Below are 19,453 nucleotides of genomic sequence, written 5' to 3'. Positions count from 1 at the left end.
CGGGATGTTGGCATCACATTTTCCCGTGGCCGTCTGTTTGAGGTGAAAAAATTGTCTAGGATCGCCGAGATTGAGCCGGTGGACCAGGATGCTGCGGTCGACCTCGTGACTGTGCAGCAGCGGGTTTACAGCGAGTTGCGTACCGACATCCTGCTCGGTCGGATCGCGCCCGGTGAACCGCTAACGATTCGCGGCCTGGCCGAACGACTCGGCGTCAGCGCCATGCCCATCCGAGAAGCGTTGCGGCGTCTTGCCGCGGAACGCGCCGTCGAACTGCTGGGTAACCGGCGCATTCGCATTCCGGTCATGTCGCCCGAGCGATTCGATGACCTGCTGGCGGCGCGCATAGCGCTGGAAACAGAGGCTGCGTCGCGGGCGCTGGGCTATGTGGACGATGCCCTGATCGCAAAACTCGTCGAGTATAACGATGAAGTTGATGAGGGGGTCAGGATCAGGGACTATGATCGGTGGCTGGCTGGCAACTTTGCTTTTCACCGCACGCTATATTCGGCACAGCCCGATTCGGTGTTCGTACCGTTGATAGAATCACTCTGGCTGCAGATCGGGCCGTTCCTGCGCCAGGCATTGGTATATATCGGGCCTGAATTCACGGTTGATCGCCATGCCGAGGCGCTGGACGCCGTGCGCGCCCGCAACCGGATGGCCCTTCGCATTGCCATCGAGGCCGATCTTCGCGACGGCATCACCCACATTGGCAATGAACTGATGCGCTTCAATGCCGCAGCAGCAGCCAAGGATAGCAAGCCGCGAAAGCGCGGCTGACGCCCTCCCCTCTTTGATCAAGGGTTCAGCAATCGGAATATCGACAGCTGTACCGCCGGCTTCTCGGCAGTACCGCCCTGCCCCACGGTTCCGGTGAAAATATAGCGATTGAGCCATTCATAGCGACCGTCTGGCGCCTCCAACTGCGGAGTCGTCACCGCATAAGTTGCAGGCCAATCCCCGCTGGCGCTGTACCAAAGACCCTGATTTAACACATGAATCTGGACGCCGTCCGTAGTTTCCATGAAATAGTCAGCGGATAGCTCCCAATAGGCGTCCCGACGCAGGAGCTGCCAGTCGAAGCCGCCCGGCAAAATGCGACCGCTCATCTCCGGGCCGGAGAATGTGCCGCCGATGATCGGCACGCGAAAACGATCGCCCCGTATCGTCTTGCCCATCGGAATGTCCTTCTCAAGCTCCACCGTGGCGTCGTAGATCCACTCCGGGCGCGGCGCAGGTCGCGCTTTGCCGTGCGCCATGCCGGCCGAGGCAGCAGGGGCCGCGCCCGACGCACCGGCACTAGCACTGGCAGCGAGCAACGATACGCCGCCTGCACCTGCCGCCGCCATCATCCTTCGCCTCGTCAATTGGGCCATGACATCCTCCTTGTGATCACTAACACGACAGTTGCGGTTGCAAACGGGTTCGAGCTGAGGCAGGATAATGTGATCACACCTTGAGGTCTATAATGAAAAATATCCTTCTGATGGAAGGCAGCAGCCAGCCCGCACGGGAACGCGCCGCGCATCTTGGGCAGGAGACGACAGCTGAAGTCTATGTCCGGGCTTTGCTCGCCGAAAACGCGAACTTGCAGATCGATGTCCTTTACGGCGCCGACGAAGGCGCGCAGCCGCCTCGCTCCCCTGAAAATTATGCAGGTTTCGTCATCTCCGGCTCTGCCCTGCACGCTTACGACAATGAGCCTGACGTCACGCGCCAGATCGACTGGGTGCGGCGCGTGGCTGACGCAGGCCTGCCGATCCTTGGCAGTTGCTGGGGGTTGCAAATTTGCGCGGTCGCGGGGGGTGGCGCGGTCGAACGCAATGACGCCCATGCAGAGATGGGCTTTGCACGAAAGATCGTCCCAACCACCGATGGGTTAGGCCATCCGCTCCTTGCCGACCGCGCCAGCACCTTCGATGCGCCATGCATTCACTACGACCATGTCTCGCGCCTTCCTGAAGGCAGTGTCCTGTTGGCGAGCAACGGCCGCTGCCCGGTTCAGGCCGCCGTCATTCCTCTTGGCAGGAGCATCGCCTGGGGCGTGCAATATCATCCTGAGTTCGATCTCCCGCATCTTGCCGAAATATATGAAGGCTATGGCGACGACATGGTGGGCGGGCAATTCTTCGATACCCGCGCTGTGCTTGACAGCCACATCGCCGATCTGCGGGCTGCCGCTGATGCCTCGCCCGATCAACCGGTGGCCTGGCGTCTTGGCATCGATGAAGACCTGCTCGACGGGCATATCCGCCGTACCGAACTGCGCAACTGGCTGCTCCATATAAGCCAATAGCAACAAGGCCTGCTTATCATGACCACTTTGGATGCCGCCCTGGCGCGCGTGTCGCAGCTCGTCGCCACTCTGCCCGCGCAGCCCTTCGTAAACGGCGCTTTTCAGGCAACCATGCATGGTGACGCGCTCGACAATGTCAGTCCGCGCGATGGCACGCTGGTAAACAGGATCGCGCGATGCAACGCCGCAGACGTCGACAATGCAGTGGCCAATGCGAAAGCCACCTTCGACGACGGCGCATGGCGCCGCATGGCCCCGCGTGACCGCAAGCGACTGATGTTGCACTTCGCCAGCATGATCGAGGCACGGGCCGAGGATTTCGCGCTGCTCGAATCCATCGATACCGGCAAGCCGATCAGCGCCACGCGCGCGTTCGACGTGCCGCAGGCTATCAACACGCTGCGATACTATGCCGAAGCAATCGACAAGGTTTACGGCGAGGTCGGCCCTTCCCCTTCCTCGCGGCTGTCCTATGCGGTGCATGAACCGCTGGGCGTAATCGGCGTGATCGTGCCGTGGAACTTCCCGTTGCATCTGGCAATGTGGAAGATCGCACCGGCACTGGCAACCGGTAACACAATGGTGGTGAAGCCCTCGGAGCTCACCTCGCTCACCGCGCTCAAACTTGCGCAGACCGCGATTGAAGCAGGTCTTCCCGCAGGCGTGCTCAACGTCGTCACAGGGCTAGGCCACGAAGCAGGTGATGCAGTGGCGCGGCACATGGACGTGCAGCTCATCGCCTTCACCGGTTCGGAACGCACCGGCAGGCAGTTGCTGCGTGCCGCAGCAGACAGCAACCTCAAGCGCGTCAGCTTCGAACTCGGCGGCAAATCGCCGCACCTCGTCTTTGCTGATTGGCAGGACCTCGATACCGTCGCCACGCAGGCCGCGTGGGGCATCTTCTACAATCAGGGCCAGATTTGCACGGCAGGCTCGCGCCTGCTGGTCGAGCGTCCTGTGATGGACACGATGCTCGAGCGCGTGGTTGCCGTTGCCAGGACAATCATTCCCTCCGACCCGATGGACGAGGCGACAAGCTTGGGTGCGCTGTCCAGCAAGGGACATCTCGAAGCCGTGATGGCGCAAGTCGAACGGGCACGGGCGGACGGCTTGAGGATCGTGTGCGGCGGGCAAGTCGCGCGCGCGGAAACCGGCGGTTACTATATGCTGCCCACGGTCATCGCCGATGTGCCGCCCGATCACCCCCTTGCTCAGGACGAGATCTTCGGCCCTGTGCTCTGCGTTACCTCGTTTGAAACGGATGATGAAGCACTGACGATAGCCAACGGCACGCGCTACGGCCTTGCTGCAGGGCTTTGGACCGCCAGCATGAACCGGGCGCACCGCTTCGCCGATGCTCTGGTGGCGGGCATGGTTTGGGTCAACGGCTGGGATAGCTGCGACATCACGATGCCGTTCGGCGGTTTTCGTCAATCAGGTTTCGGGCGTGACCGCAGCATCCACGCACTGGAAAAGTACTGCGACATCAAGTCCGTCAGTTACACTTTCGGCTGAGGTGCAAAACACTGCGCCGGACATGCTCCGGCGCAGCGTTGTGTCAGGAAGCCATTGCCTGCGCGATGTCCCGCGCAAGCTTTGGCATCCAAAGCTCTTTGCGCAGGTTTGCGGCTATATCGGGCCGCATTTCGCGCCAGCTCACCAGTTGCAGTGAGCGGATCAGCAGGAACAAATCGAGCTGCTGCAGAATATCGGCGGGCAAGGCGTGCTGCGTTTCATACCCTGCCAGGAAGTGATCGCGGATCGAGGTGAAGTCCGCGTGTGGCCAGCTACTGTGCAAGGCCACGCACATATCGAATGTCTGCCAGCCAAAGCAGCAATCGTCGAAGTCGATAAGGCCAAGGCGATCGTCGCTGATCAAAACGTTGTCCAAATGACTGTCGGCATGGATCAAACCGAAAGCTGCGCCGCTGGCCTCCAGTTCCACCAGCTTGCCGGTTGCCCATTTCCGCGCGGTAGAAAGCAAACGCTTCTCTTCATCGTCAAGCAGCGCGCTTTCCCAAAACCGGCCCCAGAACGGCGATTCGCCCATGAGGCCATCAATATCGAGCCGGTGGCGCACGAACCCTGAAGGGATCGGCCAGTTCTCGGTATGGGTGTGCAACTCTCCCAGGAGAGCGCCAAGCCGGTGAAACCAAGGCCACGTTTCCGGGCTGCGGTCATCACCGATCTGGCTCTCCAGAGTGTGTCCCTGGTGCCAGATCGTCACGCCCGCATGCCGCAAGCCACCGGGATCGGGCGTTGCAACCGGCACGTACCAATCACCATTTCCAGCGCGCCTTCCGGTGGGCACGATCATGCCCTTGCCGGCAAGGGCCGACGTCCAATCCCGTTCCGATACCAGCGTATCCAGCGCATGATAGCCAGGGCGATGCAGCCGCACGGCATAGAGCTGATCCGTTTTAGCCTCGCGCAGGCGGAAGACGACATTCTCGGTCATCGAGATCGGACGCAGTTCGGCAACGTCAAGCCCAAAGGCATCGGCTGCCGCCCGCGCCGCATCGGTGTAGCGGTCAATCGTCAGCTTATCAGCCATGGATCTCTTTCATCACGCCGTCGAACGCGTCAAGAAACGCCTCGGCATCGGCTGCCTGCAACGGCAGCGGCGGGCGGATCTTGACCATGTTGTTGAATGCCCCGTCGATGGACGTCAGGAAGCCACGGTCACGTAGGCGGCAAACGACATCGAACGCACGCGGATTGTCAGGCGCACCATCCGCGTCAACGAACTCGACCCCGATGAACAGACCAATGCCACGCACATCACCCAGGCCATCCCAGTGCCCGATGCGCTCAGCCAATCCGGCCTTCAGCGCAGCACCGACATCGCGCGCATTGTCGATCATGCCTTCGGATTCGAGCGTGTCGATCACGGCAAGTCCCACTTCGCCTTGCAGCGGGCTTCCGGCGAAGGTGTTGAAATAGCGCGTCTGTGCGCGAAAGCCTTCAACCAGATCGCGCCGCGCGGTGGTGGCCGCCAGTGGCAGGCCCGCCCCCATCGGTTTGCCGGTAACGACGATGTCCGGGACCAAGCCTACCGCGTCATAACCCCACCATTGGCCGGTGCGCCCATATCCAGCCTGAACCTCGTCGGCGATGATCAGGCCGCCTGCGGCCTTCACGACCTGGGCGGCTTTGGCCATAAATCCTTCGGGAATGTCAGGCAGACCTTCATTGGCAAGGATCGGGCACAGGGTGAGCGCCGCAAAGCCCGAGCCTTCGGCCTTCAACTCGTCAATCGCCGTGCGCAGGCGGGCGATATAAGCGTCAGCCAGCGCTGCACCGGAAAGACCGGGCTCCACGGGGCGGTAAGTTTCGGGGAACGGAATTGCACGCAGGCCAAGGTGGCTCTTGTCATCCTCGCTCAGATTGGTCAGCGCACCAACCACGGTGTTGTTGCCGTGATAGGTGTGATTTGTGCAGATGATCCCGCGCACGCCGGTGGCGATCTGGGACATGCGCAGCGCCACTTCGATAGCCTCGGTACCGCTGCAGCTGAAAATGGCGCTTTCGGTCACCCGTTGCAACCCGGTCAGCCGCTCGGCAAGGGCAATCGCGCTTTCGTGCAGATACCGGCTGTGCGTGTTCAGCGTAGCCTGCTGCCGCGCCATCGCCTCGACAATGCGCGGGTGCGCATGGCCGACGCAGGGGACATTGTTGTACATATCGACATAGCGCCGCCCGGCCGTGTCAAACAGGTATGCCCCCTCGCCCCGCACCAGATGCAGCGGCTTTTCGTAGAATAGTTTCGCTCCACGGCCAAAGGCAGCATCGCGGCGCTTGATCAGGTCAACAATGGCCTGATCATTCATAGGCTCGTTCACGGCGTTGTTCCCTGTCCGGTGGGCTGGCGCCAAAGCGGGCGGATCAGACGGTCTTGAGATACCAGTCGTAATCCAGCGAAACGACTTCGCTGAAGAAGCGATCCTGCTCGACGCGCTTTACGGCGCAGTACATGTCCACGAACCGCGATCCGAGATAATCCCGCAGGATGTCGGATTTGTCGAGCGCATCGATCGCTGCGTACCAGTTGCCCGGCACCTGGTGGGGCGAGCTTGCAGCCGCCTTATAGCCATCACCTTCGACCGGCGGGCCGGGATCGACCTGGTTGATGATGCCATGGTGGACACCTGCCAGCATCGCCGCCAGCGCCAGATAGGGATTGGCATCAGCACCTGCGAAACGATGTTCGACATGGCGCGACTTGGGCGGCCCGGCTGGCACGCGCAACGAAACCGAGCGATTGTTCACGCCCCAGATCGGCGCTGTGGGCGCATAGGAATTGGCCCGGTAACGCCGGTAGGAATTGGCGTTGGGCGCGAAAATGCCGAAGGCTTCAGCCTGCGTTTCACGCAAGCCGCCGATGGCATGACGCATCACGAGCGTGCCTTGTGGATTTTCGCTGGCAAAAATATTCTCGCCTGCATCATCGTTGATGCTGAAGTGCAGGTGCATGCTGCTGCCTGCCGAATGGGTGAACGGCTTGGCCATGAACGTGGCTTCCATCCCCATCGTCGCCGCCAGGCCGCGCGCCAGACGCTTGTACATCAGCGCCTCGTCCGCTGCGCGCAGGGCATCGGGGCCATGATGCAGCGTCAGTTCCACCTGGCCCGCAGCATATTCCGAAATCACCGCTTCAAGCGGGATGCCCTGTATGCCAGCCAGACGCCACAGTTCCTTGAAAAAAGGGGCATAGTCCTGAATGTCACGCAGGCTGAACACATCGATAAGGTCGGGCGGGTTCGCCTTGCCCGGCGGCGGCGCCAGGCGCAGCTCGCCACGCGGTCCGCGCACCGGATCGACCAGATAATATTCGATCTCGCAAGCTACGACCGGCGTAAGGTTGATCTCGTCAAAGCGATCAAGCACGCGCTGCAGCACATGGCGCGGATCCAGATCGTTGGGGGTGCCGTCAAGGAAATACATAGATGTGATCACTTGTGCCACATCATCACCGAGCCAAGGCGCCTTTACCAGCGTGCCCGGGACCGGAAGCAAGAGAAAATCCGGATCCCCATTTCCCCAGACCAGCCCGGTCTCCTCGCAATCCTGCCCGGTCACGTCAACGACCAGCATCGACCCCGGCAGCAGCCGCCCATTTTCGTATATGTTGAGCAGTTCCGAGCGTCGCACACGCTTGCCACGCGGCACCCCTGCCATCGAGGTAAAAATGACCTCGATGAATTCAATCTCCGGATTCGCCTCTAGAAATTCCAAGGCATCGGCTGGTTGAGGAATGTTCTGCATGGCTTCCAAACTTGACTGACGCGGTTTTATACAGTTGCGCGTCAATATAGTGATCACATTATTGACGTGTCAAGGCTATTGTCGGCACTGTGGCAGGCGATGACAACCAAGTGAATGGCGCGGCGGCGTTTGGCTGGGCCGGAGGGCATTATCGAAAATGTGCGAGCTTTCGCTGCTGCCGGTGCAGTTGGGTTGTGCGTTTTGACTGATTCGGATTATAGGATGACCAAGGCACGCCAACTGATCATAAATTCGCTGCGACTGCCCACAGAGTATATCCACAATGCGAGGTCGAGAGATTATGGACCGATCCGACACCCGAAAGGCGCTCGTCCGCATTTCAGGACCGGCTCTTCCATGTAAGTAAATGTTGCACAGCAGCATTGCCATCTTGTCGGCGGCCAGCGACCTTTTTACATGCGCCACACACATAAGATGAGGACGGAAATTGGCTGGCGAGCAGTTCGGTCTGCGGCATGCTGCCGCGTGGCTTGGTGAGATAGTCGGACCCGACAAGGGCTATGTGAATGTTGGCGTCGTCTACACGCTGGCCATTACATTGCTGTCACTGGCGACACCGATTTCGGTCCAATTACTCATCAATTCGGTGGCGCGCACCGCCCTGGTCGCGCCGCTATGGATATTGTCGGCCGTCCTGCTGGTCCTGCTGCTCCTTGTCGCTTGCCTGAGCGCCCTGCGCCTCTACCTGCTGACGATGTTCGAGCGTCGGATTTTCGCACGGGTGGTTGCCGAAGTCACGGTTCGGGCGGTTCATGCGCAGAACCCGTTTTTCCTGGATGAGAGCCGGGGAAGCCTGTTCAACCGCTATTTCGACATGATCGTCGTTCAGAAAGCGGTGCCCAGCCTGGTCATCGGTGCCTTCACGATCATCCTTCAGGGCGCGGTCGGCCTGGTCGTGACGAGTTTCTACCACCCCTTTTTCCTGGCGTTCAACATAGTGCTGATCGTCACCTGCATCGCGATCTGGATGGTATGGCGTCACGGCGCGATCACAGGTGCTATCGGCGTGTCACATGCCAAGCATGAGGCCGCTCAATGGCTGGAGAGCGTCGGCGCATCGAACGGCTTTTATAAATCGGCGCGGCATTTGACCTTTGCGATGGACCAGTCGGAGGCCGTGACGGCCAATTATATCCGCGCCCACCGTCGCTACTTCCGCTATAGCTTCGCACAGGCTCTCGCCTATTTCCTGGTCTATGCCTTCGCTGCGGCCGCGCTGCTAGCGCTGGGCGGCAACCTCATCCTGGCAGGCGAACTGTCGATCGGGCAGCTCGTCGCCGCCGAACTCATATTGTCGGGGGTGTTCTACGGGATTGCGCAACTCGGCTGGTATCTCGACACTTTCTACGATCTGGTGGCCAGTTCGGAGGAACTGTCGCAGATTTTCGCCATTCCACAGGAGGCGCTGGACTTGAACGGTCAGGCGCCGCCCGACGGTTCGGTCCGCTTTCGCAACGTGGAACTGGCCGGCTCACGCTTCAATTTTTCGATCGAAAGCGGCGAGCAGACCGTGATGCTGGCAGAGCCCGGCGTCGAGAGGCAGATCGCGTTGCTGCTCAAGCGTCACGTCAATCCCGACACCGGCCTGCTGACGATCGGTGGCAGCGACCTTAGCAGTTTTGATATGTATCTGCTGCGGTCCGCCGTGGTGGTGCTGAACCGGCCCAGCATCGTCGATGTGACCATCCGCGAATATCTGAACATGGCGGCGGGGGGCGATGCCGACAGCGCCGTCATCATCAAGGTGCTCGACATTGTCGGCCTCACGACGCGCATTTCGAGCCTGCCCAAAGGTCTGGACACGCAACTGGCAAGTTCCGGGTCGCCGCTCTCCATCTTGGAGGTGATGCAGCTCAAGGCCGCCACCGCGCTGATCAGCCGGCCCAAAGTATTGCTGCTGTCGCAGCTGTACGACATGATGCCCGACGGCCCCCTTCAGGCGACGTTACGGATGTTGCGCGAACAGGGCACGACGGTACTCTTGTTTACCGGAAGGCCCGAAGCCGTGCATCTCGACAGCTGCTATTGGCTGGGCGCGACGACGCAACATCGCTTTACCGACACGGCCGCCCTGTCACGGTTCCTGGTTGAGAAGGAGGCACAAGCGTGATGATCAGCGCGAGCCACCTGACGCATTTCCGCTCCCTTGCCAGCCTCAACCCGCCACGCTTGGTCATCGTCGTGGCCTGGCTGATATTCGTTGGCCTGTGCCTTGCCATCGCGATCCTCTTCGTTCCCTGGCGGCAGACTGCGCAGGGCGGCGGACAGGTCATTTCGCTCGACCCGGACGACCGGCCGCAGCAAGTGTCGTCGCTGGTGGAAGGCCGGGTGGACCGCTTCTTCGTTCAGGACGGGCAACTGGTCAAGGCGGGCGATCCGATCGTCAAGGTCGTTGATCTCGACCCCAACTTTCTGGAGCGACTGGCAGCGGAAAAGGCCGAAGTGCAGGCGCAGATTGCAGCGGTCGAACAGGCCCGCGCGGTCGCCTCGATCGACGTTGGACGCACCGGCCAGCTATTTTCCGAAGGGTTGGCCGCGCGGCGCGACTATGAACAGACGCAGATCAAGGTTGCGGACGCTAACGCCAAGCTTGCTGAAGCGCGGGCGAAGCTCAAGCAGATTGAAGTCCGGCAAATGCGGCAATCGGCGCAGATCGTCACCGCGCCGCGGGGCGGACGCATCCAAAATCTGAACGCGCAAGCCGGCGGCGCTCTGATTTCTGCGGGGACGGTGCTGGCAACCATCGCGCCAGAACAGATTGAGCGGGCCGTCGAACTGTTCGTCGACGGACGCGACATCCCCCTCGTCGACAGAGGGCGCCTCGTGCGACTTGAATTCGAAGGCTTCCCCGCATTCCAGTTCAGCGGATGGCCCGCCTTCGCGGTCGGCATCTACGATGGTCAAGTCCGCTCTGTGGACCCGACCCCGCGCACCGATGGACTGTACCGAGTTCTGGTCGAACCGCGGCCCGGAAAGCCGGCCTGGCCGGACCGCCGTTTCGTCCGCCAGGGCGGCAAGGTGCTGGGCTGGATACAGGGTGACAATGTAACGGTCGGCTACGAACTATGGCGCCAACTCAACGATTTCCCCTTGAACTTCGGGCAGGATCAGGTCGCGCAGAAGGCGCAGGAAACATCTGGCAAAAGCTCGATCGAAAAGAAGAAGTGACGATGCGGATCGTGATCGGCATGGCAGCGTTGCTAAGCGCTGCCGTACCTGCGACTGTGCATGGCCAAGAGAATGCAGCGCAGTCGTCGGTGAACGAAGCGGCCCGGCCGCTAACGCTGCAAGAAGTATTGCGGTCGTCAGCCCGTTCCGCGCCAGAAATCATCGCGGCACTGGCACGCAACCGTCAGGCCGAGGCGCGCGCGCTGACCGCCCAGGGCGCGTTCGACACTGTCTTTGCGGTCGAGGCGCGCAGCCGGACTCTGGGCTATTATGACGGCACGGAAATTGCCGGCAAGACCGAACAGCCGCTCAGCAACAATGGCGGCTATGTCTATGGGCAATACCGCGCGTCGCGCGGCGACTTTCCCATCTATGAAGACAAATCCTACACCAACCGGCTAGGCGAACTGAAAGTCGGCGGGCTCTATTCGCTGCTGCGCGATCGGCTGATCGACGAACGGCGTTCCGAGTTCAGGCTGGCCGCCAATGATATCGACATCGCTCGCTTCGAAACCAGAGCGACGAGCATCGGGGTCCAGGCCCGCGCGGTTGAAGCCTATCAGAAATGGGTCGCCGCCGGATTGAAGCTCAAGGCTTACGAAGCGCTGCTGGCGCTGGCGGGGGGACGTACCGACGGAATCGAGCGGCAAGTGCAGCTTGGCGCCAAACCCGACATCCTGCTGACGGAGAATGAGGCCAACCTGGTCAGGCGGCAGGCTTTCGTGGTCGAAGCCCGGCAGGATTTCCGGGCCGCTGCGGTAAAGCTGTCGCTCTATTACCGCAGCGCCGATGGCACGCCGGTTGTTGTCGACGAAGCGCGGCTGCCAGCCGATGCTAACGCGCTCGATGGCATCAGGTCAGATCCCGCCTTCAATCTGGAGGGCCGTCCCGACTTTGCAATCATGCTTGAGGAGATTGACAAGGCGACGGTCAAGCTCGCGCTCGCCCGCAACGACCTGATACCCCGGCTTGACCTTGGCGGAGAGGTCGCCAAGGATGTCGGACCGGCGGGCCTTGGCGGCACGAACCGGACGCCGCTTGAAATGATCGTCGGTATCACGTTCAAGATTCCGCTCCAGAACCGCAAGGCCAAGGGCAAATTGGCCGAAACACGGGCAAAGATCGATGAACTGTCGGTCAAGCAACAGTTTCTGGCCGAGAAAATCCGCGCCGAAGTCACCGCAATCGGGATAGAAGTGGACACGGCAAACCAGTTGGTCGCGACGACCGAAAAAGAGCTCGTGCTGGCGCAGCGGTTGGCAAGCGCTGAACGCCGCCGCTTCGCGCTTGGATCAAGCGACTTTTTCCTGGTCAATCAGCGCGAGGAAAGCGCGACGAACGCCGAGGTGAAGCTGATAGAAGCCCAAGCCCGCATCGCCGCAGCGCGCGCTGAACTCGCCGCGGCGACTGCCGATGAAGACGCGCTCGGCCTGGCCGTCATTTCAGAGTGATGAGGCAATATTAGCAATCGACCAATCGCTGCTGTGATGTCCTCCAGCAGGTCATGCAGCCCTCCGCGACCTTCTGGTTCCTTGCTTCAATATCTTTCATGGGATACGGACTCGAACCTAATCCGCCTGTTAGCTATGCCGCTAATCGGCAAATAATCTGTGGACATTGCGATAGGTTATGAAATCCACCCATGCCTCCAGCCTCGCGGAACTGGCAAAGATCGCTGGGGTCTCTGTATCCACAGTGTCGCGGTCCTTGTCGGGCAACCCGATGATCGCTCGCGCCACCCGCGAACGGATTGAGGCGCTGGCGCAGGAACATGGGTTTCAGATCAACCGCGCGGCACGGAACCTGCGGCTTGGACGCACCGGCGCGATCGGTGTGATCCTGCCCCTTGGCCATGAAACGCAGCAGCATCTGTCCGATCCTTTCTTCATGAGCCTGATCGGGCCGCTGGCCGATGCGCTGGCCGACCGCGGCTATGACCTGCTGCTCACACGCGTCATTCCCACCGACGGTCAGTGGCTGGACCGGATCGTCGATGGCGGGCGGGTAGATGGCGCGCTGCTGATCGGTCAATCAGACCAGATCGACGTGATCGAACGGGTAGCAGCGCGCTATCAACCGCTCGTCGTCTGGGGTGCGGCGGTCGATGGCTATGCCCAACTGACCGTAGGGTCGGACAATGTTGCGGGTGGCCGGATGGCGGCGGACCATCTGCTGGCGCAGGGCCGCAGCCATCTTGCCTTTTTCGGCAATCCCGACGTCCCCGAATTCGCCGCTCGCCATGCCGGTTTTCGCGCGGCGCTGGCGCAAGCTGGCAAGGGCGAAGGCCTGCTCCTTCCCGCCCATCTGACCACCCAGGCATCCTATGACGCCATCCGCGCCTTCCTGGCCGATCATCCGCCCGTTGACGGGATCGTCGCGGCGTCGGACGTGATCGCCATGAGTGCATTGCGCGCGCTGGGCGACGCGGGACTGCGGGTGCCGCACGACGTTTCGGTTGTCGGCTATGACGATGTGATGGTCGCGTCCCAGACCAACCCGCCGCTCACCACGATCCGGCAGGATGTCGCGCGCGGAGCGGCGCTGATGGTACAGCTTTTGTTCGATCGGCTGGCCGGAACGCCCGCGGAATCGGTCTGTATGGCACCGACACTGGTACAGCGCGCGTCCGCCTGACGATCAGGCCGGAATAGCCGCGCGCGCAGCCGGACGCTCCCGAATAGCCAGTGTCGCGATCGCTGCCAACAGCATCAACACCCCCGCCAGCATCAGCACATGACGCGGATCGCCGCCCAGCAGCGGACGGTAGATCAGCGGCATGGTCAGGCTTTCGATCATCATCGGGATGACGATGAACATGTTGAAAATGCCCATATATATTCCAGTGCGGGCCGGCGGAATGCTGTCGGCCAGGATGATATAGGGATTGCCCATCATGCTGGCCCAGCCCAGCCCGATGCCGATCATGGGGATGAACAGCATCGCCTGGCTGGAGCAATATGGCAGCGCCAGCATCGCGATGCCCGATGCTGCCACGCTCACCGCGTGCACAGGTCTCGCGCCCATCTTGCGGGCGATCGGCACCATGGCGAAGGCCGCGATGAAGGCGATGAAATTATAGAAGCCACCAATCTGTCCGTTGACCAGCACTGCCTGACGAAAGCCGGCGCTGCCTGAATCGGCCGTATCATAAAGCGAACGGGCGATGGCGAAGGCGACGAACTGCCAATAGCAGAACATCGCATACCATTGAAACAACATGGCGATGGCAAGCTGGCGCATCGGCACGGGCATCTCGACGATCGCCTGCTTCAGGTCGCGCAGCGTGGTCCGGGCGGACAAGGGTTCGGCCCGCATCGCGGCGATTTCCTCTGCGCTCAGCGGCAATTCCGGGACACGCAGCACCGACCAGAGGATGGTCGACAAGGACAGGACCGCGCCGACGATGAAGGCGATCCGCGTGATCACCGGAATGCCCGACGGGTCGACCGCATCGGCGTTCAGCCCGCCCCAGACCAGCAAGGATGGCGCCAGATAGGAAAGCGTCTGGGCCAGCCCTGTGAACGCGCTTTGTGTCAAAAAGCCGAGCGGTCGCTGCGCCTGGTCCAGCCGATCGCTGACATAGGCGCGATAGGGCTCCATCGTCACGTTATTGGCTGCGTCCAATACCCATAACAGGCTGGCCGCCACCCACAGCGCCCGGCTGTAGGGCATGGCGAACAGGCACAGGCTGCACAATATCGCTCCGATCAGAAAATAAGGGGTACGCCGGCCAAAGCGGGTGACGGTACGATCACTCATCGCGCCGATGATCGGCTGGACAAGCAACCCCGTCATCGGCCCGGCCAGCCAGAGCAGCGGCAAGGACGCCTCGTCCGCGCCCAGATAGGAATAGATCGGCCCCATATTGCTTTGCTGCAAGCCGAAGCTGAACTGAAGCCCCAGGAAGCCCAGGTTCATCTGCACGATCCGCCCGAGCGAAAGGTGCGGCTTGCGGGGTGTCGGGTCGCTCATGCTCTTTACCTCTCCGGTCTGGCGGACTGTTGCCGTCATTACAAGTCCATCTGTATCAGTTTCTCAATCGATTGCAATTCCGCTTGCAAACGATTGAGAAAAATATCATCACAGGATCAGGCCGGATCGAATCGGCAGGGAGAGAGATGATGAAGATGCGGATCATGGGACTATTGATGACCTCCAGCATGGCAGTTACGGTGCCTGCCTATGCGCAGCAACAAACTCTAGCTGAGGATCAATCCCCTCCATCAGACGAAATCGTCGTTACCGCGGTTGCCCGCGGCCAGAACCGGCTCAACAGCAGCGTCACGGTCAGTTCGCTCAGCAACGACGACATCGCCAAAGCAGCCCCGCGTTCGGTCGCTGAAATCTTCCGCAACCTGCCTGGCATTCGCTCCGAATCTTCCGGCGGCGAAGGCAATGCGAATATCTCGGTTCGCGGCCTGCCGGTCGCGTCGGGCGGCGCGAAGTTCCTGCAGTTGCAGGAGGACGGCCTGCCCGTGCTGGAATTTGGCGACATCACCTTTGGCAATGCCGACATCTTCCTGCGCTCCGACTTCAACATCAGCCGGGTTGAATCGGTCCGCGGCGGATCGGCCTCGACCTTCGCATCCAATGCGCCCGGCGGCGTCATCAACATGATTTCAAAGACCGGGGAGCAGGAAGGCGGAGCCATTCAGGCGACAACTGGCATCGACTATCGCGACTATCGCCTGGACTTCGACTATGGCGGCAGGATCAGCGACAGCCTGCGCTTCCATTTCGGTGGCTTCTATCGCCAAGGCGAAGGCCCCCGCCAGGCAGGCTATGACGCCAACAAGGGCGGCCAGATCAAGGCGAACATCACCAAGGAATTTGCTGGCGGCTATATCCGGCTCTACGGCAAATATCTGAACGACCGCGCCATCGGCTATCTGCCCAATCCCGTGCTGGTGACGGGCAGCAACAGCAATCCCAAATATCAGGATCTGCCCGGTTTCAGCATCAACAGTGACACGCTTCATTCGCGTTACTTCCGCGACAATGTGACGCTGGACGGTCGCAACAATCTGGTCACGCGCGACATTCGCGATGGCCAGCATCCCTTGGTTTACGCAATCGGCCTGGAATCGCAGTTCGAACTGGGCGATGGCTGGAACGTCACCGAACGCTTCCGCTATTCCGACGTGTCGGGCGGCTTCAGTTCGCCCTTCCCCTCCGCCGTCGACACCGGATCGGCCATCGCGACTGCGCTGGGTGGTGCCGGATCGACCCTGACCTACGCCAATGGTCCAAAGGCTGGTCAGGCTTTTGCGGGCAGCGACTATCTGGCACAGATTGTCCTGTTCGACGTCAAGATCAACAGCATGAACAACATCACGAACGACCTGCGCGTCAGTCGGGATTTCGACACCAGCATCGGCAAGCTGACCGCGACCGCGGGCTTCTACAAATCGCGCCAGACCATCGCCACGGATTGGCTGTGGACGTCGCATCTGTTTGAAGTAGCCGGCGGCGGCAATGCGGCGCTTGTCAACCTGACCAACGCAGCGGGTCAAGCGCTCACGCAAAATGGCACCTATGGCTATGGCGCAACCTTCTTTGGCAATTGCTGCCGCCGCAGCTATGATGTCGACTATAACACCAACGCTCCTTTTGCGTCCTTGAGCCTTGCTACTGGCGCTCTGACCCTGGACGGCAGCCTGCGTTATGATTTTGGCGACGCCAAAGGCACGATTGCGGGATCGGATCTGGGCGGCGGGCGCGTCGGCGTCACCAGCCGCGACATGAATGGCGATGGCGTCATTTCGATCCCCGAAACCAATGTTGCGGTGATCCCGACGCCAAGTGCGCCGGTCGACTATAGCTATGAATATCTGTCTTATTCGTTCGGCGTCAATTATCGCCTGGCCGACGATGTCGCGCTGTTTGCACGCTATAGCCGGGGTGCGCGCGCCAATGCCGACCGGCTGCTGTTCGGTCCGGCCGTCAGCACTGTCACCGGCAAGCTCACCGATAGCAGCGCAGCGGTCGATTTCGTCAAGCAACTGGAAGGCGGCGTCAAATATCGCAATGGCGGTCTGACCCTGAACGCCACGGCTTTCCACGCCAAGACCGAGGAACAGAATTTCGAAGCGACGACCCAGACGTTCTTCAACCGCAACTATCGCGCTTATGGTCTGGAACTGGAGGGTGGCTATCGCGCCGGCCCGTTCAGCATCTCGGCAGGCGGCACCTATACCGACGCCAAGATCGCCAGCGACGTGCTGAACCCTGCGGTGGTCGGCAATCGCCCGCGCCGCCAGGCCAAATTCCTGTATCAGGTGACGCCGCAATATGACGCGGGAATCGTCACTGTCGGCGCGAATGTCATCGGGACGTCGAGCAGCTACGCACAGGACAGCAACCAGTTGAAGCTGCCCGGCTACACGCAGGTCAATGCCTTCCTGACGGTCAGGCCGATGGATCGCATCCAGCTTTCGCTCAATGCCAACAACCTGTTCGACGTAAAGGGTTTCACCGAAGCGGAGGACGCCACCATTCCCGCCAACGGCATCGTCCGGGCGCGCTCTATCAACGGTCGCACCGTCTCCGCCTCGATCCGGTTCGACTTCTGATCCCCTCTTTCCGGGGCGTTTGACGCCTGTGGAAATCATGGTCTCCGCCGGTGACTGCACGCACCGGTGGAGACCATGGCCTGACCTCCCTGTCCATGGATGCCCGACAATGACTAGCCACTGGACCGCCGCCCATGTCGCCGCGATCGATCGCGACACCATGGCTTGCGCGCCGCTCTTCCCCAAGCCGCAGCCCCTGATACCGGGGGTCGACCTTTGGGATTATTGGCCCGTGCAGGAAGAGGACGGCTCGCAGGCGGTGATAGCAGGCGGCACTTTGTTCATCCTGCTGTCCGCCCCCGCATTACTGGATCCCGAAGCCCGTCATGGCATGGCCCGGTTGCGACTGATGCACCGGGTGGGCAACGTCTGGCGCGATCTTGGCCTGTTGTTTGAAAACGGCTTTTCACCGGGTAGCCGCGAATGGTCCGGCTCCGCGATCGTATCGGGCGACCATGATCATATCACGCTCTATTACACCGTTGCCGGCACGCGCGGCGAACAGGTGCTCAGCTACAGCCAGCGCTTGTTCGAAACGCAGGCCACCTTGTCGGTAGTTGGCAACGCCATCACCCTGTCCGCCTGGTCGACCCCGGTGGAGATGCTGGTTCCCGACGGTATCGACTATATGCGCGACATGGAAGGCGGCGGGGCGATCGGCACGATCAAGGCCTTTCGCGATCCCGCCTTCTTCCGCGACCCCGCCGATGGCGCTGCTTATATTTTCTTTGCCGCGTCGCTTGCGCGATCGGCATCTTTCTGGAACGGGGCCGTCGGCATGGCTCCGCTTATGCCCGATGGCCAGTGGCAACGGCTGCCGCCCCTGATTTCGGCCGACGGCCTCAACAACGAACTGGAACGACCGCACGTCATCGTCCATGGCGGTCGCTACTATCTCTTCTGGTCCACGCAGCAAAAAGTATTCGCAGACGGCGGACCGACTGGCCCGAACGGTCTTTATGGCATGACGTCCGACAGCCTTGACGGGCCATGGCGGCCAATCAACGGCACCGGCCTTGCCTTCGCCAATCCTCCACGGGCACCCTTTCAAGCCTATAGCTGGTTCGTGCTGCCAGACCTGACAGTCCAGAGTTTCGCTGATATGACCGGGATCGCGCATGTCCCGGTCGATCCGGCGGAGGCTCGCCATCATTTCGGCGGCGCTCCTGCACCCGACTTGCGGTTGCAGATAGAGGGGGACCGAGTATGGCTGGCATGATGGTGGGCGAACCGCTGATCGCGGGGATCGAGTTGGGCGGCACCAAATGCATCGCCACGCTGGCGCAAGGCCGCGTCATCCTTCAGCAGCGACGCTGGCCCACCGGAACGCCGGACACGCTGAACTTCATATCGGACGCGCTGGCGCAATGGGCCGAACAAACGCCGTTCGCCGCCATCGGCATCGCCAGCTTCGGGCCGTTGCACCTGGACGCCCGCGCGCCGAATTTCGGCCATATGGGCAATACGCCCAAGCCCGGATGGGCAGGGTGCGACATTTATGGCCACTTCGCCCGCCGCTTCGATGTCCCGATAGCCATCGATACCGATGTTGCTGGCGCCGCGCTGGCGGAGGGCATGTGGGGCGCATCGCAAGATTGCGCGGTCCACGCCTATGCCACGATTGGCACTGGCGTTGGCCTGGGGGTGGTCGTGAACGGGCAGGCTGTCCATGGCCATTTGCATCCCGAAGCAGGCCATATGCGGATTCGGCGACAGCCCGGCGACCAATTCGCGGGCGCCTGCCCCAGCCATGGCGATTGCCTGGAAGGACTGGTCGGCGGGCCGGCATTGGCTGCACGCCTGCCAATGCCCGTGGCCGAAATGGCCGATGATGATCCGCATTGGGACCAGATCGCCGGCGATATCGCTGAATGGACGACGATGCTGATCCTGGCCCTGTCGCCGGAGCGGCTTGTCATGGGCGGCGGCGTCATCCAGGCTCGCCCGAAACTGCTTCCCTTGATCGCCGGGCAATCGGCCAAGCTCCTCAACCGCTATATCGAGGATCTGGACGCGCCCGCGCTGGAACAATTGATCGTGGCGCCCGGCCTGGGCGCAGATGCCGGTCCATTGGGCGCGATCCTGCTCGGCCAGCAAGCCGCGATGGCGCGAGGCAATGGATAGGCCA

At 61.3% G+C, this 19,453-nt stretch carries 15 protein-coding genes; 10 read left to right on the top strand and 5 right to left on the bottom strand.

All coding sequences use genetic code 11. The features are described from left to right. Nucleotides 1–42: 42 nt before the first annotated feature. Nucleotides 43–783 carry a GntR family transcriptional regulator gene (locus tag SX1_RS09570; RefSeq protein ID WP_019052836.1) on the top strand — a complete coding sequence of 247 codons (741 nt, stop codon included), beginning with the start codon at nucleotides 43–45 and terminating at the stop codon, nucleotides 781–783. 17 nt (nucleotides 784–800) lie between these two features. Here the strand turns inward: SX1_RS09570 and SX1_RS22580 are convergent, their stop codons facing one another. Continuing rightward, on the bottom strand, nucleotides 801–1,355 hold the full coding sequence (locus SX1_RS22580) for a DUF3237 family protein (RefSeq protein ID WP_019052835.1): 555 nt from the start codon (nucleotides 1,353–1,355) through the stop codon (nucleotides 801–803). 116 nt (nucleotides 1,356–1,471) lie between these two features. On the opposite strand from SX1_RS22580, the gene SX1_RS09560 reads away from it, so the two are divergent. After that, entirely contained in the window at nucleotides 1,472–2,299 is an 828-nt protein-coding gene (locus SX1_RS09560; protein WP_019052834.1) for a type 1 glutamine amidotransferase, read from the top strand. Nucleotides 2,300–2,317: 18 nt separating this feature from the next. After that, the gene (locus SX1_RS09555; protein WP_043145484.1) at nucleotides 2,318–3,814 is read left to right on the top strand and encodes an aldehyde dehydrogenase; all 1,497 of its coding nucleotides are present in this window, start codon (nucleotides 2,318–2,320) and stop codon (nucleotides 3,812–3,814) included. A 43-nt stretch (nucleotides 3,815–3,857) separates the two neighbouring features. On the opposite strand, the gene SX1_RS23505 is transcribed toward SX1_RS09555, so the two are convergent. The 3 genes from SX1_RS23505 to SX1_RS09540 are packed head-to-tail and all read right to left on the bottom strand — an operon-like array spanning nucleotide 3,858 to nucleotide 7,564. Then, nucleotides 3,858–4,853, bottom strand: coding sequence for a phosphotransferase enzyme family protein (locus tag SX1_RS23505; RefSeq protein WP_019052832.1), 996 nt, complete (start codon nucleotides 4,851–4,853; stop codon nucleotides 3,858–3,860). Beyond that, complete coding sequence (locus tag SX1_RS09545) at nucleotides 4,846–6,141, bottom strand: aspartate aminotransferase family protein (RefSeq protein ID WP_019052831.1); 1,296 nt, start codon at nucleotides 6,139–6,141, stop codon at nucleotides 4,846–4,848. Before SX1_RS09545 ends, SX1_RS23505 begins: the two co-directional genes overlap by 8 nt. A gap of 43 nt (nucleotides 6,142–6,184) precedes the next feature. Continuing rightward, complete coding sequence (locus SX1_RS09540) at nucleotides 6,185–7,564, bottom strand: glutamine synthetase family protein (RefSeq protein WP_026149631.1); 1,380 nt, start codon at nucleotides 7,562–7,564, stop codon at nucleotides 6,185–6,187. 448 nt (nucleotides 7,565–8,012) lie between these two features. On the opposite strand from SX1_RS09540, the gene SX1_RS09535 reads away from it, so the two are divergent. The 4 genes from SX1_RS09535 to SX1_RS09520 all read left to right on the top strand — a co-directional run bounded on the left by SX1_RS09535 (nucleotide 8,013) and on the right by SX1_RS09520 (nucleotide 13,387). After that, nucleotides 8,013–9,695, top strand: coding sequence for an ATP-binding cassette domain-containing protein (locus SX1_RS09535; protein WP_019052829.1), 1,683 nt, complete (start codon nucleotides 8,013–8,015; stop codon nucleotides 9,693–9,695). Continuing rightward, nucleotides 9,695–10,753, top strand: coding sequence for an efflux RND transporter periplasmic adaptor subunit (locus tag SX1_RS09530; RefSeq protein WP_019052828.1), 1,059 nt, complete (start codon nucleotides 9,695–9,697; stop codon nucleotides 10,751–10,753). The genes SX1_RS09535 and SX1_RS09530 overlap by 1 nt, the downstream gene beginning before the upstream one ends. A gap of 2 nt (nucleotides 10,754–10,755) precedes the next feature. After that, a complete protein-coding gene (locus SX1_RS09525) occupies nucleotides 10,756–12,204 on the top strand; it encodes a TolC family protein (RefSeq protein ID WP_019052827.1) in 1,449 nt (482 codons plus the stop codon). Nucleotides 12,205–12,382: 178 nt separating this feature from the next. Next, the gene (locus SX1_RS09520) at nucleotides 12,383–13,387 is read left to right on the top strand and encodes a LacI family DNA-binding transcriptional regulator (protein WP_019052826.1); all 1,005 of its coding nucleotides are present in this window, start codon (nucleotides 12,383–12,385) and stop codon (nucleotides 13,385–13,387) included. 3 nt (nucleotides 13,388–13,390) lie between these two features. Here the strand turns inward: SX1_RS09520 and SX1_RS09515 are convergent, their stop codons facing one another. Beyond that, the gene (locus SX1_RS09515) at nucleotides 13,391–14,725 is read right to left on the bottom strand and encodes an MFS transporter (protein WP_019052825.1); all 1,335 of its coding nucleotides are present in this window, start codon (nucleotides 14,723–14,725) and stop codon (nucleotides 13,391–13,393) included. Between the two features lie 146 nt (nucleotides 14,726–14,871). On the opposite strand from SX1_RS09515, the gene SX1_RS09510 reads away from it, so the two are divergent. The 3 genes from SX1_RS09510 to SX1_RS09500 all read left to right on the top strand — a co-directional run bounded on the left by SX1_RS09510 (nucleotide 14,872) and on the right by SX1_RS09500 (nucleotide 19,449). Beyond that, nucleotides 14,872–17,325 (top strand): TonB-dependent receptor, encoded by a 2,454-nt coding sequence (locus SX1_RS09510; protein ID WP_019052824.1) that lies wholly within the window; start codon nucleotides 14,872–14,874, stop codon nucleotides 17,323–17,325. Between the two features lie 109 nt (nucleotides 17,326–17,434). Further along, nucleotides 17,435–18,544, top strand: coding sequence for a glycoside hydrolase family 68 protein (locus tag SX1_RS09505; RefSeq protein ID WP_019052823.1), 1,110 nt, complete (start codon nucleotides 17,435–17,437; stop codon nucleotides 18,542–18,544). Continuing rightward, a complete protein-coding gene (locus tag SX1_RS09500; RefSeq protein ID WP_019052822.1) occupies nucleotides 18,532–19,449 on the top strand; it encodes an ROK family protein in 918 nt (305 codons plus the stop codon). The genes SX1_RS09505 and SX1_RS09500 overlap by 13 nt, the downstream gene beginning before the upstream one ends. The last annotated feature ends 4 nt before the right edge of the window (nucleotides 19,450–19,453 follow it).

The sequence above is a fragment of the Sphingobium xenophagum NBRC 107872 genome (assembly GCF_000367345.1).
GTDB lineage: Bacteria > Pseudomonadota > Alphaproteobacteria > Sphingomonadales > Sphingomonadaceae > Sphingobium > Sphingobium xenophagum.
Note: the sequence above shows the minus strand (reverse complement) of the source record. Positions and strands in the feature narration are given on the sequence as shown.